The sequence below is a fragment of the Nocardioides ginsengisoli genome, assembly GCF_039537225.1.
Taxonomy (GTDB): domain Bacteria; phylum Actinomycetota; class Actinomycetes; order Propionibacteriales; family Nocardioidaceae; genus Nocardioides; species Nocardioides ginsengisoli.
The window spans coordinates 42,046-61,074 of the sequence record NZ_BAABAC010000052.1; the positions used below are offsets into that span (position 1 = coordinate 42,046).

Sequence of the window (19,029 nt, forward strand, 5' to 3'; positions counted from 1 at the left end):
CGATGACCATCACCTTCGAGACCCCGATGACGTACGACGGCATCGACGCGATGCTCGCCGACGCCCGCACCCGGCTCGACCGGATCAGCGCCCGCGCCGCCTTCCAGGAGCTGATCGCGCTCGACGCCCTGCTCGTCGACATCCGCCCCGCCGCCCAGCGCGCGGTCGAGGGCGAGGTCGCCCCCTGGCTGCCCGTCCTGGTCGTCGAGCGCAACGTCCTCGAATGGCGCTTCGACCCGCGCAGCGACGCCCGGCTGCCCGAGGCGTCGTACGAGCGCCGGGTCGTGGTGCTGTGCCAGGAGGGCTACACCTCCTCGCTCGCCGCCGAGTCGCTGCGCCGCCTCGGCGTCGACCGCGCGACCGACGTCGTCGGCGGCTTCGCGGCCTGGCGGGAGGCCGGGATGCCCGTCGCGGGTGCCGCCGCGTGACCGGCTGAGTACGCTCGTACCCATGGGCTACGAGGTCGAGAAGACGGACGAGGAGTGGCGCGCCGAGCTGTCGCGCGAGGAGTACCAGGTGCTGCGCCAGGCGGGCACCGAGCGCGCCTTCACCGGTGAGTACACCGACACCGAGACCAAGGGCGTCTACCGCTGCAAGGCGTGCCAGGCCAAGCTGTTCGAGTCCGACACGAAGTTCCACTCGGGCTGCGGCTGGCCGAGCTTCTACCAGCCGATCAGCGACACGATCGAGTACATCGAGGACAACAGCCACGGCATGAAGCGGGTCGAGGTGCGCTGCGCCAACTGCGGCTCCCACCTGGGCCACGTCTTCCCCGACGGCTACGGCACCCCGACCGGTGACCGCTACTGCATCAACTCGATCAGCCTGAGCCTCGAGCCCGCCGACTCCTGACCTGCTGAGCGCTGTCCGGGCCAGCCTCTAAGGTCGTCGCATGGCGAAGACCGCGGCGGCGATGGTCCAGGCAGGGGAGCGCGAGGTCCGGGTGTCGAGCCCCGACCGGGTGATCTACGAGGCGACCGACCGGACGCCCGAGGTCACCAAGCTGATGGTCGCCGAGTACGTCGCCGCCGTCGGCGACGGCCTGATGCGGGCGCTCGGCGACCGGCCGACCGCGCTGGAGCGGTGGCCCTCCGGCGTCCGCGAGGGCTTCCGGCTGGCCACCGGGCCGCGCGACAACGACGCGGAGGGCTTCTACCAGAAGCGGGTCCCCAAGGGGGCTCCCGACTATCTCGAGGCCGTCGAGATCACCTTCCCCTCGGGCCGGACCGCCGAGGAGATCTGCCCGACCGAGATCGCCGTCCCGGTGTGGTGCGCGCAGATGGGCACGCTCACCTTCCACCCGTGGCCGGTACGACGCGCCGACGTCGACCACCCCGACGAGCTGCGCATCGATCTCGACCCGCAGCCCGGCACCACCTTCACCGACGCGGTTCGGGTGGCGGGCGTGGCAGGCGAGCTGCTGACCGACCTCGGGCTCGAGGGCTTCCCGAAGACATCGGGCAACCGGGGGGTGCACATCTACGTCCGGATCGAGCCGCGCTGGGAGTTCACCGACGTCCGCCACGCCGCCATCGCCTTCGGCCGCGAGCTGTCGCGCCGCGACGAGCAGGTCACCACCGCCTGGTGGAAGGAGGAGCGCGGCGAGCGGATCTTCGTCGACTTCAACCAGAACAACCGCGACCGGACCATCGCCTCGGCGTACTCGTTGCGGCCCAAGCCGGGCGCCCCCGTCTCCACCCCGATGACCTGGGCCGAGCTGGCCGACGTCACCGACCCGCGTGACTACAACCTGTTCACCGTCCCCGACCGGGTCGCCGACGGTGACCCGTGGGCGGCGATCGACGACACGTCGTACTCGCTGCAGCCGCTGCTCGACCTCTGGGACCAGCAGATCGCCGACGGCGCGAGCGAGCTCAACTTCCCGCCCGACTACCCCAAGATGCCGGGCGAGCCGCCGCGGGTGCAGCCGAGCAAGAAGGTCGCCGAGCACTGGGACGCCGACGGCAACCGCGTCGAGGGCACCTGACGGCTCAGAGCCCTCGCACGACCTCCACCTCGCACAGCCGCGCGAGGTCGCCCCGCACCCGCTGGTCGAGGGCCGGGATCTCCTCGGCGATCATCAGGACGACGATCTCGCGCACCGCGCGCCCGGGGTGCCGCAGCCTGAGCGAGCGGACCGCGTCGACGGCGCCGTCGCACAGGTCGAGCGCCAGGTCGCGGTCGGTGGGCGGCAGGTGCGCGCCCGCGAGCGCCGCCAGGAGGCGGACGTCGAGGGTGTGCAGCGCTGACATGTCCGACCAACGACCTCGGGTGGGTTGCTGTTACGACTCCTCGTGCTCCAGCAGGTGGAGGACGGGGACCCCGAGCTTGCGGCGGGCGCGGGAGGTCCAGTCGACGTGGAAGAACTCGGCGACCAGGTGCGGGCGGGTGAGGATGATCGCCTCGCGCCCGTCGACCTCCTTGACCTTGTGGATGAGCGCGTCGACCGGCGGCTCGGTGACGATCGTGCCGCTGCCGATGTGGGCGCCGGTGGACGCCAGGACGGTGCGCGTCGTGGCGATGTCGCGGTCGGCCTGGTCGCGGTACTCCTCGCGCAGGTTCTCGATCTCGCCGGGCGACGGCGTGATCGGCGGCGCGATCAGGTCGGCTCCGCCGATGACCCCGAGCGAGGCCTCGACGGCGGCGGCGGCGTCGGCCATCGGGAGCAGCACGTGATAGACGACCTCGATCGTCGGGTCGTCGTCGAGCTCGACGTGCAGCGAGCGGACCTGGGCGGCGTCGGCGGCCGTGAGGGCCTTCTCGACGAGGAGGATGACGTCATAGGGCTCTTCGCGGGGAGCGGAGTCGCTGGTCATGTCTCCATCCTGCCCCGGCATGCCGCGCGGGTCGAGATCAACCGCCGAGGACGTCGGCCAGGTCGTAGCGGACCGGCTGCTCGAGCTGGTCGTAGCCGCAGGACTCGGGGTCGCGGTCGTCGCGCCAGCGCTTGAAGTGGGCCGTGTGCCGGAAGCGGCGGCCCTCCATGGCGTCGTACTTGACCTCGATGACCCGCTCGGGCCGCAGCGGCGTGAACGACAGGTCCTTGCCCTGGCTCCACCGGCTCTGCGTGCCCGGCTGCCGCCCGGGGTTGGCGACGAGGAACTCCTGCCAGCGCCCCCACGGGTGCTCCTCGATGGGTACGACGAGCGCCTGCAGCTCGTGCCACAGCTCGGCGCGGCGCTTGGCGGTGAAGCTCGCGCTGACGCCGATGTGCTGCAGCTCGCCGCCGTCGTACAGGCCGAGGAGAAGGCTGCCGATCAGCGGGTTCTCCGGCGTACTCGTCTTGTGCTCGCGGTAGCCGGCGAGGACGACGTCGGCCGTCCGCTCGTGCTTGATCTTCAGCATGGTCCGCGCGTTCGGGGCGTACGGCGCGCTCAGCGGCTTCGCTACCACCCCGTCGAGCCCCGCACCCTCGAACGTGTGGAACCACTCCTCGGCGACGGCGGGGTCGGTGCTGGTGCGCGTCAGATGGCAGCGGCCCGTGTCGGCGGAGAGGTGCGCGAGCGCCTCCTCGAGCTTGGTGCGGCGCTCGGCGAAGGGCCGCTCCAGGTAGGAGGTGTCGTCGAGTGCCAGCAGGTCGAACGCCACGAAGTCCGCCGGCGTCTGCTCCGACAGCAGCGCGATCCGCGACGCCGCCGGATGGATCCGCTCCTGCAGCACCTCGAACTGCAGCCGCCCCTTCCCGTCGTCGCTCATCTGCGACACGAAGATCTCGCCGTCGAGCACACACCGCTCCGGCAGCTCCGCCTTCGCCGCCTCGACCAGCTCGGGGAAGTAGCGCGTGAGCGGCTTGGTGTTGCGGCTCGCCAGCTCGACCTCGTCGCCGTCGCGGAACAGGATGCACCGGAACCCGTCCCACTTCGGCTCGAAGCTGAGGCCCTGGGCGTCGTACTTGGCCGGGTCGGGGACGCCGGAGACGGCCTTGGCGAGCATCGGGAGCACGGGGGGCAGCACGGGGAGGTCCACGAGGAACACCCTAGGTCTCGGGGCGCGACGGTCCGTCGAGATCGCGCGGCAATCGTGGCTGAACTCTCTTGACGGCGAATGTCGACCGACCTTGAGTGCTGGGAACAGATCGATCACTCGGAGGTTGAACCATGCACGCACTCGCCACACGACGCCGTCCGCTCGTACGCCGGATCGGCACCCTCATCGCGCTGCTCGTCGCACTCGTCGTCGGCCTGATCGGGGCGGCCACGGCCGCCAACACCGGCTGGGTCTCGATCGCGCAGCAGTGGAACGGCAACGCGAAGGTGTCCTTCGACTCCGGCCAGAAGCTCTGGTACAGCGCGGGTGACAACCACGGCGGCTTCCGGATCGGCGGCCATGTCAACGACCGCTCGACCAACGATCGTGCGGTCGAGTTCCGGCTCCAGATCGCCGGCTACAGCCCGTGGAAGTTCAAGGGTGACCAGTGGCTCAACACGAACACCGTGCGCTGGGATCCCGACCTGGTGGTGACCCACGAGTTCCACCACCGGATCTGCGAGCTGCAGTACATCGGCGACGACTGCTCGGGCTGGAAGTACCACTACAATCCCTACTACTGAGGGGGATCGAGCGATGCCGGCCAACGGGCTGACCGTCGTCGACCTGACGCACGCCTATGGCACAGAGCCTGTGCTCCGTCGCGTCAGTCTCACCGTGGGCTCCGGCACTTCGGCGGCGCTGATGGGGCCGAGCGGATGTGGGAAGACGACGCTCCTGTTGGCGGCGGCCGGGATCCTCGTGCCCGAAGCCGGGCGGGTGCTGGTCGCCGGCGAGACGGTTCCTGCCGGCTCGGCCGACAGCAGGGCGGCGTTCCGTCGGTCGCGGGTCGGCCTGGTCTTCCAGTTCGGCGAGCTGATCGCCGAGCTGACGCTCGAGCAGAACGTCGCCCTGGCCGCCGAGCTCGGGGGAGTACGTCGCAGGCAGGCGCTGCACGACGCGCGGGAGGTGCTGGTCCGCGTGGGTCTGTCGGCGGTGCGGGGCCACAAGCCCGGCACGGTCAGCGGCGGGCAGGCCCAGCGGGCGGCCATCGCGCGAGCGATCGTGCACCGTCCCGAGCTCGTGCTCGCGGACGAGCCGACCGGCGCCCTGGACAGCGCGAACGGCGACGCCGTCCTCGACCTGCTCCTCGAGCTGGTGGCCGAGCGGGGCGCGACGCTGCTGGTGGTGACGCACGACGAGCGCGTCGCACGTCGGTGCGATCGCCGCATCGTGATGAGCGACGGGCGGATCGTCGATGGCTGACCGGGCGACCTGGGTCGGCTTGCGTCTGGGCGTACGGCTGCTCCTGCCGCGCACGCGCACCGAGCGTGGCGCGGTGGTGGGGCTCGTCGTCGGGTCGGCGATCGTGATGGTCGCGATCGCGCTGGGCTTCGGTCTGCTGCAGTCGATCTCGTCGCGCGCCGAGATCGCTGCAGCGCGGTCGCCTACCTTCGTCTCGCCGCACGGGTCCGAGGCACCGCTCGGGCGGGTCCGGGTTCTCGACGTCGGCGCCGGCGAGGCGACCGTCTTCGAGCTCGGGCCGCAGACGACCACGACGGCGCCGCCGCCCGGCCTACGGGCATGGCCGCGGGCCGGCGAGCTCTGGCTGTCGCCGGCCGCGGCCCGGCAGCGCGGCAACAACCCGTATCTCACTGCTCTGGTGCGCGGACGCGACGTCGGCCGGATCGGTCGGGCCGGTCTGCGCGATCCTGACGACGTCGTCGTGGTGATGGGGGTGTCCGCGGCAGAGCTGAGGGGCAGGCCGGGGACCGGCGCGCTGGTCGGGTTCGGCCTGCCGGGCCACGACGGCAGTGAGGTCGACGTCGCCCAGGAGATCGGCCGCCGGGGCCTCGCCACGCTCTGGGCGGTCGGACTGTCGGCGATCGCGGCCGGCGCGGTGGGTCTCATGATCGGGGTCGCGCGGGTCGCCGACGGCGCCCGCCGGCAGCGGCTCGCCGTCCTGCAGCTGCTCGGAGCTCCGCTGCGCATGATCCGTGCCGTCTCCGCCGCGAACTCGCTGGCGTGGTCGCTGCTCGGTGCGCTGCTCGGACTCCTGGTGGCCTGGCCGGTGGCGGAGGCCCTCTCGGGGCTGGGCCTCTTCGGCATCACCTGGTGGCCGTCGCGGGCGTTCAACCCACGAGTCATCGGCTTCTCACTCGCCGGTGTGGCTGCGATCGCCGCCGTCGGTGGCGCTCGCAGCGTCGGCCGGGACGGATGGGCTGCTCGTCGGCGGTGGGCCGACGCGCCACTGTCCCTCGCCCGACTCGCGCCATTGCTGGCCGGGGCGCTGATCCTGGCGAGTGTGGTCATCAGTCAGCTGCGACACCGCGACGCCGACATCGCCACACCGCCGCGACTGGCGATCTTGCTGGCCGTCGCCGTCGTGCTGTGCGGCGTCGGGGTCGCTCTCGCGGCGCCGCTCCTGACCCGGACGGTCGCCCGCGTGCTGCGTCGCCGCCCCCGACTGCCGCTGCGGGTGGCGTCGGCGCGGGTCGACCACCACGTCCGCGAGACCTCGCGCATGGCCCTCGCCCTCCTGCTGCTCATGCTGGTCTGCGGCATGGTGCTCGGGGCCGCGCAGAGCGTCGCGTGGGAGGCGCAGGGCCGCGACGCGCGAGACCGCGTGATCGAGATCCCGGCGACCGACGATCTGGGCCGCCCGTCGCCGGTGGCTCCGATCCAGGCGGCGCTGTCCGCCGGCGGCGTCGTGCGTGCGGTCGTACGGCGTGCGTCGGGAGTGTCGGCTGCCTTCCGTGCCGTGGGCGAGCGCGAGCCGTCCGACCTGAGCTATGCGTTCACGGTCAGCGCGGACGACGCGCCGCGCGTGGCCGCTGCGGTGCAGCGCGCCTGGCCGGACGCCCCGCCCCTGTTCAACGACCGCGACGTCGCCGGGGAGCGGGGGACCGCGCTGACCTCCGGAGCCCTGCTCGTGTGCGCGAGCCTGGCCGCGATGATGGTGCTGATGGCTCTCGGGATCAACCTGGTGACCTTCCAGCACGGCCGACGCGGCCCCGACCTCACCCTGCTGGCGGTGGGGATGTCGACGCGACAGCTGGCCGCCGTCCGCTCGTGGGAGGTGGCCGTGGCGGCACTGCCGGGGCCGCTGCTGGGCGCCGTGGCAGCGGCGCCTCTCGGGATCGCGGTCATGCACCTCGACCACGCTGACGTTCCGCTCTCGCCGAGCTTCGCCCTGATCCCCGGCGCGGCCGTCCTGGTGGCGGTCCTGATGGCCGGGCTCGCCGGCGTCGTCGCCCCGCGGCTCGACGGCTCCTACCGACGGCCGGAATGACGGAATGACGGAAGGCGGTCGCGGAGCCGCGTGCGAGAGTCGAACTCGCGACATTTCGTTTACAAGACGAATGCTCTGCCAACTGAGCTAACGCGGCGCGTGCCCGGACGCCCGGGCACCGCGCAATCCTAGGTGACGCGTCAGCGGCTCGGCCGCAGCCCCAGCGAGACGCCGGCGCGGCGGTAGGCGTCGGCCGCGCGCGCGTGCTCGCCGACCTGGACAAGTGTGTCGCCGAGGCGGGTCCAGGCGCGGCCCGCGTCGGAGTCCGCGCCGAGGGCGGTCAGGCGCTGGGCGGCGTCCTGCAGACGGGCGTGCGCGGCGTCGAAGTCGCGGCGGTCGGCGGCGAGCTGGGCCAGGACGACGGAGTGCCAGGCGCGCAGGCCGGGGGCATCGGGCGGCAGCAGCAAGGCGCTCTCGTCGAGGGCCCGCTGTGCGGCGTCCGGGTCGCCGAGCTCGCGGTGGGCGCGGGCGCGGGCCAGTCGGTGGCGCGCCTTGGCGATGACGCCGGCGCCGCCCCATTCCAGCTCCGGTTCGGCGAGGGCGAGATGCTGCAGGGCACTGGCGGCGTTGGGTGGCTCGAACTCGAGCTCGATGCACGCGATCTGCGCACGCAGGGCACCGGTGCGGCGGAGGTCGCCGTTCTCCTCGTAGATCCGCAGCGCCTCCAGCGCCAGGTCCAGGGCCGCCGCGGGATCGAGCTGGTCGAGCTTGACCAGGCTCGCGTTCCACAAGGCCGACGCGCGGCCCACCGGGAGGCCGAACCGGTCGGCCTCCTCCGCGGCGCACAGGCACAGCCGCAGCGCGTGGCGGTAGTCGCCCTTGAAGATGTACGCCGCGGCGACCGTCACCAGGAGCTGGATCGCCTCGGTCGTCCCGTCGAGCCCCAGCTCGCGGACGACGTCCTGGCGCTCCGTGCCGACCTGGATCGCCCGCTCGTGGTCGCCGGTCTCGCGGTAGCACCGGCTGAGCGAGATCAGGTCCTCGAGCCAGCGGACCTCCCGCAGCGGCTCGGCCGTGACGAGCAGCAGCTCCACGATCGCGTCGCTCAGCTCACCCGCCGCCTCCAACGCGGCCGCCCGCAGCCGTCGCGCTGCGCGTTCGAGGTGCGGCGCCGTCGCGCCGGCCTTCGCCAGCCGCGCCAGCAGCCGGTCGGCGGTCGCGATCGCGTGCGCCGGGTCCACCGCCGGCACGCGCAGCTCGGCCCGGTCGAGCCGACCCTCGATGTCGAGCAGCTCGTCGTCCGTCAGCCCTGTCAACAGGACGGCGAGCGACGCGCCCGTCCGCTCCGCGATCGCCGCGAGCGTCGCGAGCCCGGGCCGTCGTACGCCGTGCTCGAGGTCGGCCAGCTCGACCGGGGCTAGGCCGAGGTCGGCGTCCGTCAGCCCGGCCGCGGTCCGCGCAGCGTGGATCCGCCGCCCGAGAGTCGTCGGCGCGACCAGCCGGAGGAGCTCGTTCGGCTCAGGCACCACGCGGTCATCCTGCCCGCTCGGCCGCGCCCTGTCCGGATTTCCGGGGTCCGACTCGCGAAGAAGATTCACCAACCTGGTGAATGCCCGATCTTGCCTACGCGAGAGCGGTCGATGCCGCCTGGCTCGGGTGCTTGGACGTGCCACTGAGTGGAACCAGCGCCACCCCAGGAGGCCCATTGGCAACAGCAGGCAACAAAATCTGTCAGAACGAGATTTTGAAGTTGTCAATTATTTACAGTCCCGCGTCGAGGGGTGCGCGAAAGGCGCGCGGCCCCCTGACGGAGGGAGCGCGACATGTCGCGGTTCAAGCGGGTTCTGGTGGTCGGCGTCGTCGCGGGGATGTCCGTGATGGGAGTGACGGTCGCCGCGCCGCCCATGGCGTCGGCCAATGTGCGTGTGGGCTGCTGCTGACGTTCCACCCACGCTCGGCGGCCTCGGACCGGATCCGGGGCCGCTCGGGCGGCGGTCAGGTCACGCGGAGCCCGCGGGCCACGCCGGCGCTGCGGTAGGCCTCGAGCGCCAGGCGGCCCTCACCGAGCTCCGTCAGGACCTCGCCGAGCTCGAACCAGAGCTGACCGGAATCCGCGTCGGTGGCGGGGCTGTGGGCGTACATGATGGTGACGGCCTCCTGGTAGTGCCCCCGTGCCTCGTCGAGGTCGCCCCGCCCCGCGGCCAGCCGTCCGCGGAGGGCGGCCTGCCAGGCTCGGACCGTCGGGATGTCTGCCGGGATCAGGGCCTCGCTCTCGGCGAGGACGGCGGCAGCCCGCTCGTCGTCGCCGGCGAGCTGGAGAGCCTGGGCGGTGATCAGTCGGTGGATGGCCACATCGACGGTCGACGCCGTCGACCGTTCGAGCTCCTCGCGGGCCCTGTCGAGGATGCTGAGGGCGCCGAGGACATCCGGTGGCTGCAGCGCGAGCTGGGTGATCGCGATGTGGACGCGCAGCCGGGCCAGATTGCGAGTGTCGTCGTGGGTGATGAAGAGGTCGAGGGCCTCGAGAGCGGGGGCGAGCGCTCCCTCGGGATCGCCGTCGTTGAGCACGGCCAGGCTCTGGTTCCAGAGCGCGGACGCGTGTGCCACGGTCAGGCCTAGCCGTTGGGCCTCGCGCGCGGCGCGCTTGCAGACGCGCCTCGCCTGACCGGACTCGCCGCGACCGTCATAGGCCGTGGCCGTGGTGATGGTGAGCTGCAAGGCCTCCGTGGTCTCGGCCAGCCCGAGGGCGCGGATATCGCCACGTCGGCTCTCGGCGACCTCGATCGCCTCGTCGAGCCGACCGGTGTCGCGGTAGCAGCGGCACAGCGCCATCAGGTCCTTGACCCACTGCACCTCGGGAAGGGGCTCGGCGGTGATGGCGCGCAGGTCGACGATCGCACTGGAAAGGTCGCCGGCGGCTTCCAGAGCGCTGGCCCGCAGGCGGCGGGCCGCTCGTGCGAGCGGAGGCGCGGTGGCGCCCGTGAGTCGCTCAAGGGCGCGGTCGGCGGCCGCCAATGCGGTCGTGGTGTTGCTGGCGGAGACGCCGAACCCGGCCAGGTCTAGCTCACCCTGGATGTCCATCAGCACAGCCCGCGGCAACCCCGTCACCAGTACGTCGACCGACGTGCCCGCCCGCTCGGCGACGACCTCGAGCAGCGCGAGCGACGCCCGGACCCGTCCGTCCTCGACCTCGCCGAGGGCCTCGTCGCCCAGTCCGAGATCGGTCGCGCTCAGCCCCGCCGCGAGCCGGGCAGCCTGCAGCCGCCGACCCAGGATCTGAGGGTCGACCAGTGGGAGGAGCTCGGACACCTCGGGCAGCACGCGCCCATAGTGCAGTCAGGGTCCGACGGATCCCGCGTCGGGGCGGCCGTGTCGGTGCTCACGCCTCAGGATCGGGTGGCGCGGGCGCGCTGGCCGCCCAGGCTGGCGAGTCCGGTGGCCGCCGCGGCGCGGCGATAGGCGTCGCGGGAGGCATCGGTGTCGCCGAGGTCGTCGAAGACCGCGCCCAGCTCGAACCACAGCTGCGCGCCTGCCCGGTCGGAGCCGGTGGCGCGCAGGGCGTCGGCGGCGTGGGCGAAGCTCGCGCGGGCCGCCCCGTGCTGGTGCGCGCCACGCTGGATCTCGCCGAGCAGCAGGTGACGGGTGGCGGCGAGGATCGGGTCGAGGTCGGCGTCCGCGTCGGTGCCGAGGACGGCGAGCGCGGTGTCGGCGTCGCCGTCGAGGAGGATCGCCCGAGCCAGGGTGACGCGGACGGCGGCGAGCTCGGGGTGGGGGCCGCCGGTCGCGGCGAGGAGGTCGGTCGCGGTGTGCAGCGCGGCGCGGGCTGCAGGGGCGTCGGGAGGCTCGTTCGAGAGCAGCAGCTCGCCCACCGCCGCGTGGTAGCGGGCGGTCGCGAGCTGCTGGGCGACACCGTCGCCGATCCGGCGCGCGGTCGCGGCGTAGGAGTCGGCGAGGTGGATCTGGTTGCGTTGCAGGGCGGCATCGCTCGCCGCCCGGTACGACCCCGCGAGCGCCAGGTCGGTGCTCGGCTCGGGGTTGATCCGGCGACAGGCCGCGACGGCCCGCTCGCGGTCGCCGCGCGCCTGGTGCGCCCGCGCGAGCGAGGTGACGAGCGCCAGCGCATGGCGGCCCTGGCCCAGCCCGTCCGCCTCCAGGACGGCGAGCGCCCGCTCGCCGAGGTCGGCCGCGCGCGCCGCGTCGCCGGCGAGGACATACAGCTCGGTCAACGTCACGGCGGCCTCGAGCCAGCCGCGGCCGGTGACGTCGCCGGCGTCGACGTCCTCGAGGGTGATGATCGCGTCGTCGAGGTCGCCGGTGGCCTGCTCGGCGAGCGCGGTGAGGCGGCGGATGTCGGCGGAGAGCTCGGTGTCGGGCGTGCCCTCGATGGTCTGCGCGGCGGCGCGCAGCGAGGCGAGGGCGGCGGTGGCGTCACCGTGGCCGAGGTTCCAGGCGGCCTGGTCGACCTGGATCCGGAGCTCGACCTGCTGGTCGCGGTTGAGCCCGGTGAGCAGCTGCTCGAGGCTCGCGCCGGCCTTCGCCGCGAAGGCGACGATCAGCTTGAGGTCGGGACGGCGCTCGCCCGACTCGATCCGCGACAGGTAGGCGGTCGAGGCCTCGGGCATCGCGAGCTGGCCCTGGGTCAGGCCGGCCGCGACGCGAGCCGGCTTGATCCGGCGGCCGAGCACCGCCATGTCGATGGTGCGACTGAGCTCGGCAAGTTCGGGCCGCACGTCCCTGCAACACATTGTGCCCGCGAATGACAGGTGATGACCCTGTGCAGTTTCTGAGAATCTTCCCACCTCTGACCAGGCGGGCTGGGGATCAGCGGACCTGCGTGACCTCGAAGCGCTCGTCCGGCGCCGCGATCGCCTCCTGCGCCGCGACCAGCCGCAGCTCCCGCTCGCCCGACTCGAGGGTCGCCTTCAGCACGTCGTACACGGACGCGATGGTGCGCCCCAGCGCGACGGCGGGGGAGCCGGTGCCGTGCAGGTGGGCGGTGAAGAGGGCGGCGGTGATGTCGCCGGAGCCGTTGGCCTTCATCGGCAGCCGCGGGGTCTGGGCGATCCAGGCGCCGTCGGCAGTGACGGCGAGCATCTCGATGACGTCGGGAGCGGCGCCGGCGCGCTCGACCGAGGTGACCAGGACGGCCGAGGGGCCCATCGCGCGGACGTCGTCGGCGGCGGCGAGGATGTCGTCGAGGGAGGACGGCTCGGAGAGGCCGTCGCGGCCGGTGATGAAGCCGAGCTCGAACTGGTTCGGGGTCAGGATGTCGGCGACCGGGACGACCTGCTCGCGGATGATCGGCGGGATCGCCGGGTTGACGAAGCAGCCCGACCTGGCGTTGCCCATCACCGGGTCGCACGTGTACGTCGCCGCCGGGTTGGCCGCCTTGACCCGCTGGACGGCGTCGACGATCACCGAGGCGACCTCGGGGGAGCCCTGGTAGCCGGAGAGCACCGCGTCGCAGGTCGGGAGCACGCCGCGGTCCTCGATGCCGGTGATCACCTCGCGGACGTCGGCGGGGTCGAGCAGCGGGCCGCGCCACGCGCCGTACCCGGTGTGGTTGGAGAAGTGCACGGTGAACACGGGCCAGACCTCGTGCCCGAGACGCTGCAGCGGGAAGACCGCCGCGGAGTTGCCGACGTGGCCGTAGGCGACCGAGGACTGGATGGACAGGATCCGCACCCGTCTCATCCTGCCACCCGGGCGTGCGCGCCTCCGACGCAGTGGGGGCAGCGGACCGCCGCCGGCGTCCTCCGCCGCGCCGCCGCACGGCAGGAGTCACCCGGGAGGCCGAAACACGAAACCCTTTCGTAACGAAACTAGAACGCGTTACAGTGACCTGGCCGGGCGCCCCACCGACCTGCCCGGCCCCGATCGAGGAGGATGGGACCGGATGGCGAAGCGCGCTCCGTACAGCAACGAGGCCGACTACATCGTGGTGGGCTCGGGCAGCTCCGGCTCGATCGTCGCCGGGCGGCTCGCCCAGTCCGGCGCCAGCGTGATCCTCATCGAGGCGGGCAAGTCCGACGACAAGGGCATGCACGGCTACTTCACCAAGAAGCCCGGCATGATCGGCCCGATGCACTCCGAGCCGCGGCTCGAGAAGCTCTTCGACTGGGGCTACCGCTCGGTCCCGCAGCCCGGCCTCGACGGCCGCCGGATGCCGGCCCCGCGCGGCAAGGTGGTCGGTGGCTCGAGCTCGGTCAACGGCATGGTCTACGTCCGCGGCAACCGCGCCAACTACGACTCCTGGGCGGCCGAGGGCAACACCGGCTGGGACGCCGACACGGTCAACGCCGCCTTCAAGCGCTACGAGGACTTCGAGGACGGCGAGAACGCCTACCGCGGCGCCGGCGGCCCGATCAAGATCAGCCGCAACAAGACGCCGCAGGAGGCCAGCCTCCAGTTCATCCAGGCCACCGCCGACACCCTCGGCGTGAAGGTCCTCGACGACTACAACGCCGCCGAGCAGGAGGGCATCGCCCGGATGCAGCAGAACGCTGCCGACGGCCTGCGCTACTCCTCCTCCCGCGGCTACGTCCACCACCTGCAGCCGCGCACCCTCGAGCTGCAGACCGAGGTCCACGTCGCGAAGGTCGTCATCGACAACGGCCGCGCTACCGGCGTCGAGGTCATCGACCAGGGCAAGGGCGGGGGCACCCGGCGCTTCATCAAGGCTGGCAGGGAGGTCATCCTCTCGGCCGGCTTCGCCAACAGCCCGCAGCTGCTGATGCTCTCCGGTGTCGGCCCGGCCGACCATCTCGCCAGCGTCGGCATCGACTGCATCGCCGACCTCCCGGTGGGCGACAACCTGCACGACCACCTCTTCCACCCGATGTCCTTCCACGTACCGAGCGTCAGCTACCGCGGCAACGCGTGGACCTTCTTCAAGGGCATGGCGCGCGACCTCACGCGCGGCGGTTCCTTCCTCGACAACTCGGTGTTCGAGTCCGTCGGCTTCGTGCGGACGTCGCTCGCGACCGACGTCCCGGACCTCCAGCTGCACATGCTGCCCTGGGCCTACCCGAGCCCCAACCAGGACGAGCCGATCCGGCACATGCCCGACGGCCGCCCCGCGCTCACCGTCTTCTCGACGCTGATCTACCCCAAGAGCCGCGGCACGCTGCGCCTCGCGTCGGCCGACCCGACGGCCGCGCCGCTCATCGACTACGGCTTCTTCCAGCACCCGGACGACGTCGAGGTGCTCGCCGAGGGCACCGAGATGATCCGCGAGATCATGGCGTCGGCCGCGTTCGGCGGCGCGGTCAAGGAGGAGATCCACCCCGGGCCGTCGATCCCGAACGGCAAGGAGCTGCGGGTCGCGCTCAAGGAGCGCTCGACATCCGTCTACCACGGCGTCGGCACCTGCCGGATGGGCGTCGACGAGCGCGCCGTCGTCGGCCCCGACCTCAAGGTCCGCGGCATCGAGGGCCTGCGCGTCGCGGACGCCTCGATCATGCCGAGCATCACCGGCGGCAACACCAACGCGCCGTGCTACATGATCGGCGAGAAGGCGGCCGAGCTGATCCTGGGCGGAGTGTCCTGGTGAGCGCAACGCGCCCCGCCTCCGTCACCGACGAGCTGCTCGAGCGCCTGGTCGCCCGCGTCCCGGGGCGCACCGGCGCCACCTGGAAGCTGACCGAGGTCTACACCGGCGAGGTCCTCGTCGAGCTGCCGCAGTCGACGCCCGAGGACATCGAGGAGGCGTTCGCCCGGGCGCGCGCCGCCCAGGAGCTGTGGGCCCAGTGGCCCGTCGCCAAGCGGCTCGAGGTCTTCGACCGCGCGCACACGCTGCTCGTCGACAACGCCCACACCACCGCCGACCTCATCCAGGTCGAGAGCGGCAAGAACCGGCGGATGGCGATCGAGGAGACCTGCGACCCGCCGATGGTGATGTCGTACTACCTCAAGCGCGCCAAGAAGCTGCTCGCGCCGAAGAAGCACGGCGGCCCGGTGCCGATCGTGTCGAGCTCGACCGAGGTCCGCGTCCCCAAGGGCGTCGTCGGCATCATCGCGCCCTGGAACTTCCCGTTCGCGACCGGTCTCTCCGACGCGATCCCGGCGCTCATCGCGGGCAACGCCGTCGTGGTGAAGCCCGACAACAAGACCGCCCTGTCGCCGCTCTACGGCATCTCGCTGCTCGAGGAGGCTGGGCTGCCGAAGGGCCTCTTCCAGGTCGTGTGCGGTGAGGGCCCGGACGTCGGCCCGACGCTCATCGACAACGCCGACTACGTCATGTTCACCGGCTCGACCGCGACCGGTCGCGTCATCGGCGAGCGGGCCGGCCGCAACCTGATCGGCTGCTGCCTCGAGCTCGGCGGCAAGAACCCGATGATCGTGCTCGACGACGTCGACGTCGAGGAATGGGTCGAGGGGACGCTGTTCGGCGTCTTCGGCAACACCGGCCAGATCTGCATGCACATCGAGCGGATCTACCTGCCCGAGAGCCGGTACGACGAGCTGCGCACCGCCTTCGTCGAGCGGGCCGCGAACCTGAAGATCGGCGCGGCGTACGACTTCGGGCCCGAGATCGGCTCGCTGGTCAGCCCCGAGCACCGCGACCGTGTCGCTTCGCACGTCGAGGACGCCGTCGCCAAGGGCGCGACCGTGCTCACCGGCGGCCGGGCGCGGCCCGACATCGGCCCCGCGTTCTTCGAGCCGACCGTGCTCGAGGGCGTCACCAAGGAGATGCTCGCCGGCCACACCGAGACCTTCGGTCCGGTCGTCGCGCTCTACCCCTACCGCACGGTCGACGAGGCGATCCACCTCGCCAACGACACCGACTACGGCCTCAACGCCTCGGTCTGGAGCGGCGATCTGGCCCGCGCCGAGGCCGTGGCCGCGCGGATCGAGTCCGGCAACGTCAACATCAACGACGCGCTCGCGACGGCGTACGCCTCGAAGGGGTCGCCGTCGGGCGGCGTCAAGAAGTCCGGCGTCGGCGCCCGCCACGGCGACCAGGGCCTGCTCAAGTACACCGACGCCAAGAACGTCGCGGTGCTGAAGAAGCAGGTCATGGGGCCGCGGCCGGGGCAGGCCTACGACGCCTACGTGAAGCAGATGCTGAGCTCGCTCAAGCTGATGCGCAAGCTCCGCGTGCGGTGACCGTCGTACGGGAACGGCCGGCGTGGTGGGCACCCGCCGGCCGTTCGTCTTCTGTGCGCGGATCAGGAGGTGGTGATGGCCTCCGGCCCGGTCGAGGCGGCGCCCGAGATCTCGATCTTGCGCGGCTTGGCCTTCTCGGCCACCGGGATCAGCAGCCGCAGGACGCCGTTCTCGTAGCCGGCCTCGATCCGCTCGAGGTCGAGGTTGTCGCCGAGCACGAGCTGGCGGGAGAACTGACCGTGGGTGCGCTCGGAGGCAAGCCGCTGCCAGTCGCCGTTGCCGGGGACGCGCTCGGCCCGCACGGTCAGCACGTTGCGCTCGACGTCGATGTCGATGCTCTCGGTGCTGACGCCCGGCAGGTCGAACTCCAGGACGAACTGGTCGCCCTCGCGCCACGCGTCCATCGGCATCACGGCGGGCCGGTTGGTCGTGCCCAGGCCGGCTCCCAGGAGCTGGCTGGTCAGTCGGTCGAAGTCGCGGAAGGGGTCGGTGGTGCGCAGCAACATGACAAGTCCTCCTTCGGGATCCGCCGGCCCGGAGTCGAGCCGGTCGTGCGTTGATCTGCAATCACCGTTATAGATAATCTGACTCCATGATTCAAGCCCGAGATCGTGGTCGCAGCGAACGCACGCGCGGCGTCTACGCCATCTCCGTGGCGGCGGAGATGACGTCGATGGAGATCCAGAACCTCCGGGTCTACGAGCGCCGCGGCCTGCTCGAGCCGGCGCGCAGCGAGGGCGGCACCCGGCTCTACAGCCGCGCCGACATCGACACGCTGCACCGGATCCGCGACCTGCTCGCCGAGGGGCTCAACCTCGCGGGCATCGCCCGCGTGCTCGAGCTCGAGGCGGAGGTCGCCCGGCTGCGTAAGCGGCTGGCCCGCGGCTGACCGATCGGGTCAGGCGACCTGCAGCGACCGCTTCGACAGGCCCATCCAGAACCCGTCGATCACCTGGTCGCCGGGCTCGGTGGGGTCGGTCGCCGCGCCCAGCGTGACGAACAGCGGCGTGTAGTGCTCGACCGTCGGGTGCGCGAACGGCATGCCCGGCGCCTTCGAGCGGTACGACGCGAGCTCGTCGACGTCGCCGCGCGCCATCGCCTCGCCGGCCCAGGCGTCGAAGTCCGTCGACCAGCCGGGGGCGTCGGCGTCGATCTGCCAGGACGTGAGGAAGGGCAGGCCGTGGGTGAGGAAGCCGGAGCCGATGATGAGGACGCCCTCGTCGCGCAGGGGCTTGAGCCGGCGGCCGATCTCCATCAGGCGGCCCGGGTCGTGGGTGGGCATCGACATCTGCAGGACCGGGATGTCGGCCTCGGGGTACATGATCTTGAGCGGCACCCACGCGCCGTGGTCGAGGCCGCGCGAGGCGTGCTGGTGGATCGGCTCGGTACGGGGCATCATCGCCGCGACCCGCGCCGCGAACGCCGTGGCGTCGGGCGTCTCGTAGGTCATCTGGTAGTACTTCGGCGCGAATCCGCCGAAGTCGTAGACCAGCGGCACGCCGCTCGCGGTGAGGGACAGCGGCGCGGACTCCCAGTGGGCGCTGACGATCAGGATCGCCTTGGGGCGCGGCAGGTCGCCGGCCCAGGCGGCGAGCTGGCTCGACCACAGGGCGTCGTCGAGGAGCGGGGGAGCGCCATGCCCGATGTAGAGGGCCGGCATGCGGGTGCTGGTGTCCGTCGTCATGTCTACTCCAATAGTTGAGAGTTCAACTATATTCCCTGGGGGCGCTGCGGAGAAGGGCCGGGCCACTTGTAACTCGGTGTTCGTGAAACCACCACGGTGTTCGGGCATCTACCACGGTGCTGTGACACGTCATGACCCCCAGGTAGATCCACGAACACCGAGTTACAACTGCGGTCGGCGGCTCACGCAGGCAAGGACCAGTCGACGGGCACACCGCCGCGCTCGACCAGCAGCTGGTTGACCCGGCTGAAGGGGCGGGAGCCGAAGAAGCCCCGCGACGCCGACAGGGGTGACGGATGGGGCGACTCCACGAAGGGGAGCGAGCCCAGGTGCGGCTTGAGGGTCTGCGCGTCCCGGCCCCAGAGGATGGCCGCCATCGGCGCCCCGGCCTCCGCACGCCGTACGACGGCCTGGATCGCGCAGGCCGTCACGTGCTCCCAGCCCTGGTTGCGGTGCGAGCCGGACTCGCTCGGCCGCACGGTGAGGACGCGGTTGAGCAGCATCACGCCCTGGTCGGCCCAGGGCGTCAGGTCGCCGTGGGGCGGCGGGACGAAGCCGACGTCGTTGGCCAGCTCCTGGTAGATGTTCGCGAGACTGCGCGGGATCGGCCGCACGTCGCGCTCGACCGCGAAGCTCAGCCCGATCGGGTGGCCCGGCGTCGGATAGGGGTCCTGCCCCACGATGAGCACCCGTACGTCGGCGAGCGGGCGCCGGAAGGCGTGGAAGATGCGGTCGCCGGCGGGCAGATAGGGCCGCCCGGCGGCCACCTCCTCGCGGAGGAACCGGCCCAGCGCGGCGACGCGGTCCTCGACCGGCGCCAGCGCCTCGGCCCAGTCGGCGGCCATCAGGCCCTGGCCTACGAGTCCAGTGAGAGCTCCCACGGCCGGACTCTAGTGCGCACGAGGCGCCTGGTCCCCCCAGACCCACCCTCCCAAGTGGAGGCCGGCCGTGGTTGCTGCTCATCTGTGCCGCGGCCGCCGGGCCTCGTCCCTCTCCCTCCGAGGGGCGTTGCGTTCGGCGATGCGGACTTTCGGTCCCG

At 72.0% G+C, this 19,029-nt stretch carries 19 protein-coding genes and 1 tRNA gene; 9 read left to right on the forward strand and 11 right to left on the reverse strand.

The features are described 5' to 3' along the window. Nucleotides 1–2 precede the first annotated feature (2 nt). From AB4880_RS25875 to AB4880_RS25885, 3 genes are read left to right on the forward strand one after another with little or no spacing between them, the layout of a single operon-like run. Nucleotides 3–428 (forward strand): rhodanese-like domain-containing protein, encoded by a 426-nt coding sequence (locus tag AB4880_RS25875; protein WP_367922116.1) that lies wholly within the window; start codon nucleotides 3–5, stop codon nucleotides 426–428. Between the two features lie 22 nt (nucleotides 429–450). Beyond that, a complete protein-coding gene (msrB, locus tag AB4880_RS25880; protein ID WP_367922117.1) occupies nucleotides 451–852 on the forward strand; it encodes a peptide-methionine (R)-S-oxide reductase MsrB in 402 nt (133 codons plus the stop codon). Between the two features lie 40 nt (nucleotides 853–892). Continuing rightward, nucleotides 893–1,987: a DNA polymerase domain-containing protein gene (locus AB4880_RS25885; protein WP_367922118.1), complete on the forward strand. Its 1,095-nt coding sequence runs from the start codon at nucleotides 893–895 to the stop codon at nucleotides 1,985–1,987. Between the two features lie 4 nt (nucleotides 1,988–1,991). On the opposite strand, the gene AB4880_RS25890 is transcribed toward AB4880_RS25885, so the two are convergent. The 3 genes from AB4880_RS25890 to AB4880_RS25900 are packed head-to-tail and all read right to left on the reverse strand — an operon-like array spanning nucleotide 1,992 to nucleotide 3,966. Next, entirely contained in the window at nucleotides 1,992–2,252 is a 261-nt protein-coding gene (locus AB4880_RS25890; RefSeq protein ID WP_367922119.1) for a hypothetical protein, read from the reverse strand. 30 nt (nucleotides 2,253–2,282) lie between these two features. Further along, the gene (locus AB4880_RS25895; protein ID WP_367922120.1) at nucleotides 2,283–2,816 is read right to left on the reverse strand and encodes a hypothetical protein; all 534 of its coding nucleotides are present in this window, start codon (nucleotides 2,814–2,816) and stop codon (nucleotides 2,283–2,285) included. A gap of 37 nt (nucleotides 2,817–2,853) precedes the next feature. Beyond that, nucleotides 2,854–3,966, reverse strand: a complete 1,113-nt coding sequence (locus tag AB4880_RS25900) for an ATP-dependent DNA ligase (RefSeq protein ID WP_367922121.1) — start codon at nucleotides 3,964–3,966, stop codon at nucleotides 2,854–2,856. Between the two features lie 131 nt (nucleotides 3,967–4,097). Between AB4880_RS25900 and AB4880_RS25905 the strand changes: the two genes are divergently transcribed. From AB4880_RS25905 to AB4880_RS25915, 3 genes are read left to right on the forward strand one after another with little or no spacing between them, the layout of a single operon-like run. Continuing rightward, nucleotides 4,098–4,550 carry a hypothetical protein gene (locus tag AB4880_RS25905; protein WP_367922122.1) on the forward strand — a complete coding sequence of 151 codons (453 nt, stop codon included), beginning with the start codon at nucleotides 4,098–4,100 and terminating at the stop codon, nucleotides 4,548–4,550. A 13-nt stretch (nucleotides 4,551–4,563) separates the two neighbouring features. Continuing rightward, nucleotides 4,564–5,232: an ABC transporter ATP-binding protein gene (locus tag AB4880_RS25910; protein WP_367922123.1), complete on the forward strand. Its 669-nt coding sequence runs from the start codon at nucleotides 4,564–4,566 to the stop codon at nucleotides 5,230–5,232. Further along, nucleotides 5,225–7,258, forward strand: coding sequence for a hypothetical protein (locus AB4880_RS25915; RefSeq protein WP_367922124.1), 2,034 nt, complete (start codon nucleotides 5,225–5,227; stop codon nucleotides 7,256–7,258). Before AB4880_RS25910 ends, AB4880_RS25915 begins: the two co-directional genes overlap by 8 nt. Before the next feature lie 24 nt (nucleotides 7,259–7,282). Here AB4880_RS25915 and AB4880_RS25920 read toward each other — a convergent pair. The 5 genes from AB4880_RS25920 to pdxY all read right to left on the reverse strand — a co-directional run bounded on the left by AB4880_RS25920 (nucleotide 7,283) and on the right by pdxY (nucleotide 12,892). Then, nucleotides 7,283–7,355 (reverse strand) — tRNA-Thr (locus AB4880_RS25920). Nucleotides 7,356–7,398: 43 nt separating this feature from the next. Continuing rightward, nucleotides 7,399–8,727, reverse strand: a complete 1,329-nt coding sequence (locus AB4880_RS25925; protein WP_367922125.1) for a helix-turn-helix domain-containing protein — start codon at nucleotides 8,725–8,727, stop codon at nucleotides 7,399–7,401. A 466-nt stretch (nucleotides 8,728–9,193) separates the two neighbouring features. Then, complete coding sequence (locus AB4880_RS25930; RefSeq protein ID WP_367922126.1) at nucleotides 9,194–10,519, reverse strand: helix-turn-helix domain-containing protein; 1,326 nt, start codon at nucleotides 10,517–10,519, stop codon at nucleotides 9,194–9,196. A gap of 65 nt (nucleotides 10,520–10,584) precedes the next feature. Next, a complete protein-coding gene (locus AB4880_RS25935) occupies nucleotides 10,585–11,928 on the reverse strand; it encodes a helix-turn-helix domain-containing protein (RefSeq protein WP_367922127.1) in 1,344 nt (447 codons plus the stop codon). A gap of 91 nt (nucleotides 11,929–12,019) precedes the next feature. After that, entirely contained in the window at nucleotides 12,020–12,892 is an 873-nt protein-coding gene (pdxY, locus tag AB4880_RS25940) for a pyridoxal kinase PdxY (protein ID WP_367922128.1), read from the reverse strand. 202 nt (nucleotides 12,893–13,094) lie between these two features. Between pdxY and AB4880_RS25945 the strand changes: the two genes are divergently transcribed. Then, nucleotides 13,095–14,750 carry a GMC family oxidoreductase gene (locus AB4880_RS25945; RefSeq protein WP_367922129.1) on the forward strand — a complete coding sequence of 552 codons (1,656 nt, stop codon included), beginning with the start codon at nucleotides 13,095–13,097 and terminating at the stop codon, nucleotides 14,748–14,750. Continuing rightward, the gene (locus AB4880_RS25950) at nucleotides 14,747–16,306 is read left to right on the forward strand and encodes a succinic semialdehyde dehydrogenase (protein ID WP_367922130.1); all 1,560 of its coding nucleotides are present in this window, start codon (nucleotides 14,747–14,749) and stop codon (nucleotides 16,304–16,306) included. Before AB4880_RS25945 ends, AB4880_RS25950 begins: the two co-directional genes overlap by 4 nt. A gap of 62 nt (nucleotides 16,307–16,368) precedes the next feature. Here AB4880_RS25950 and AB4880_RS25955 read toward each other — a convergent pair whose 3' ends face one another. Continuing rightward, nucleotides 16,369–16,812, reverse strand: coding sequence for an Hsp20/alpha crystallin family protein (locus AB4880_RS25955; protein WP_367922131.1), 444 nt, complete (start codon nucleotides 16,810–16,812; stop codon nucleotides 16,369–16,371). Between the two features lie 86 nt (nucleotides 16,813–16,898). On the opposite strand from AB4880_RS25955, the gene AB4880_RS25960 reads away from it, so the two are divergent. Further along, nucleotides 16,899–17,195 (forward strand): MerR family transcriptional regulator, encoded by a 297-nt coding sequence (locus tag AB4880_RS25960; protein WP_367922132.1) that lies wholly within the window; start codon nucleotides 16,899–16,901, stop codon nucleotides 17,193–17,195. A 9-nt stretch (nucleotides 17,196–17,204) separates the two neighbouring features. On the opposite strand, the gene AB4880_RS25965 is transcribed toward AB4880_RS25960, so the two are convergent. Beyond that, nucleotides 17,205–17,990 (reverse strand): dioxygenase family protein, encoded by a 786-nt coding sequence (locus tag AB4880_RS25965; protein WP_367922133.1) that lies wholly within the window; start codon nucleotides 17,988–17,990, stop codon nucleotides 17,205–17,207. Between the two features lie 182 nt (nucleotides 17,991–18,172). Further along, the gene (locus tag AB4880_RS25970; RefSeq protein ID WP_367922134.1) at nucleotides 18,173–18,871 is read right to left on the reverse strand and encodes a uracil-DNA glycosylase; all 699 of its coding nucleotides are present in this window, start codon (nucleotides 18,869–18,871) and stop codon (nucleotides 18,173–18,175) included. Nucleotides 18,872–19,029: the final 158 nt, after the last annotated feature.

Excerpts from the sequence above, each read along its gene's own strand:
- AB4880_RS25875 (WP_367922116.1), top strand. The coding sequence starts at position 3 with ATGACCATCACCTTCGAGACCCCGATGACGTACGACGGCATCGACGCG.
- msrB (WP_367922117.1), top strand. The coding sequence starts at position 451 with ATGGGCTACGAGGTCGAGAAGACGGACGAGGAGTGGCGCGCCGAGCTG.
- AB4880_RS25885 (WP_367922118.1), top strand. The coding sequence starts at position 893 with ATGGCGAAGACCGCGGCGGCGATGGTCCAGGCAGGGGAGCGCGAGGTC.
- AB4880_RS25890 (WP_367922119.1), bottom strand. The coding sequence starts at position 2,252 with ATGTCAGCGCTGCACACCCTCGACGTCCGCCTCCTGGCGGCGCTCGCG.
- AB4880_RS25895 (WP_367922120.1), bottom strand. The coding sequence starts at position 2,816 with ATGACCAGCGACTCCGCTCCCCGCGAAGAGCCCTATGACGTCATCCTC.
- AB4880_RS25905 (WP_367922122.1), top strand. The coding sequence starts at position 4,098 with ATGCACGCACTCGCCACACGACGCCGTCCGCTCGTACGCCGGATCGGC.
- AB4880_RS25910 (WP_367922123.1), top strand. The coding sequence starts at position 4,564 with ATGCCGGCCAACGGGCTGACCGTCGTCGACCTGACGCACGCCTATGGC.
- AB4880_RS25915 (WP_367922124.1), top strand. The coding sequence starts at position 5,225 with ATGGCTGACCGGGCGACCTGGGTCGGCTTGCGTCTGGGCGTACGGCTG.
- pdxY (WP_367922128.1), bottom strand. The coding sequence starts at position 12,892 with ATGAGACGGGTGCGGATCCTGTCCATCCAGTCCTCGGTCGCCTACGGC.
- AB4880_RS25945 (WP_367922129.1), top strand. The coding sequence starts at position 13,095 with ATGGCGAAGCGCGCTCCGTACAGCAACGAGGCCGACTACATCGTGGTG.
- AB4880_RS25955 (WP_367922131.1), bottom strand. The coding sequence starts at position 16,812 with ATGTTGCTGCGCACCACCGACCCCTTCCGCGACTTCGACCGACTGACC.
- AB4880_RS25960 (WP_367922132.1), top strand. The coding sequence starts at position 16,899 with ATGATTCAAGCCCGAGATCGTGGTCGCAGCGAACGCACGCGCGGCGTC.
- AB4880_RS25965 (WP_367922133.1), bottom strand. The coding sequence starts at position 17,990 with ATGACGACGGACACCAGCACCCGCATGCCGGCCCTCTACATCGGGCAT.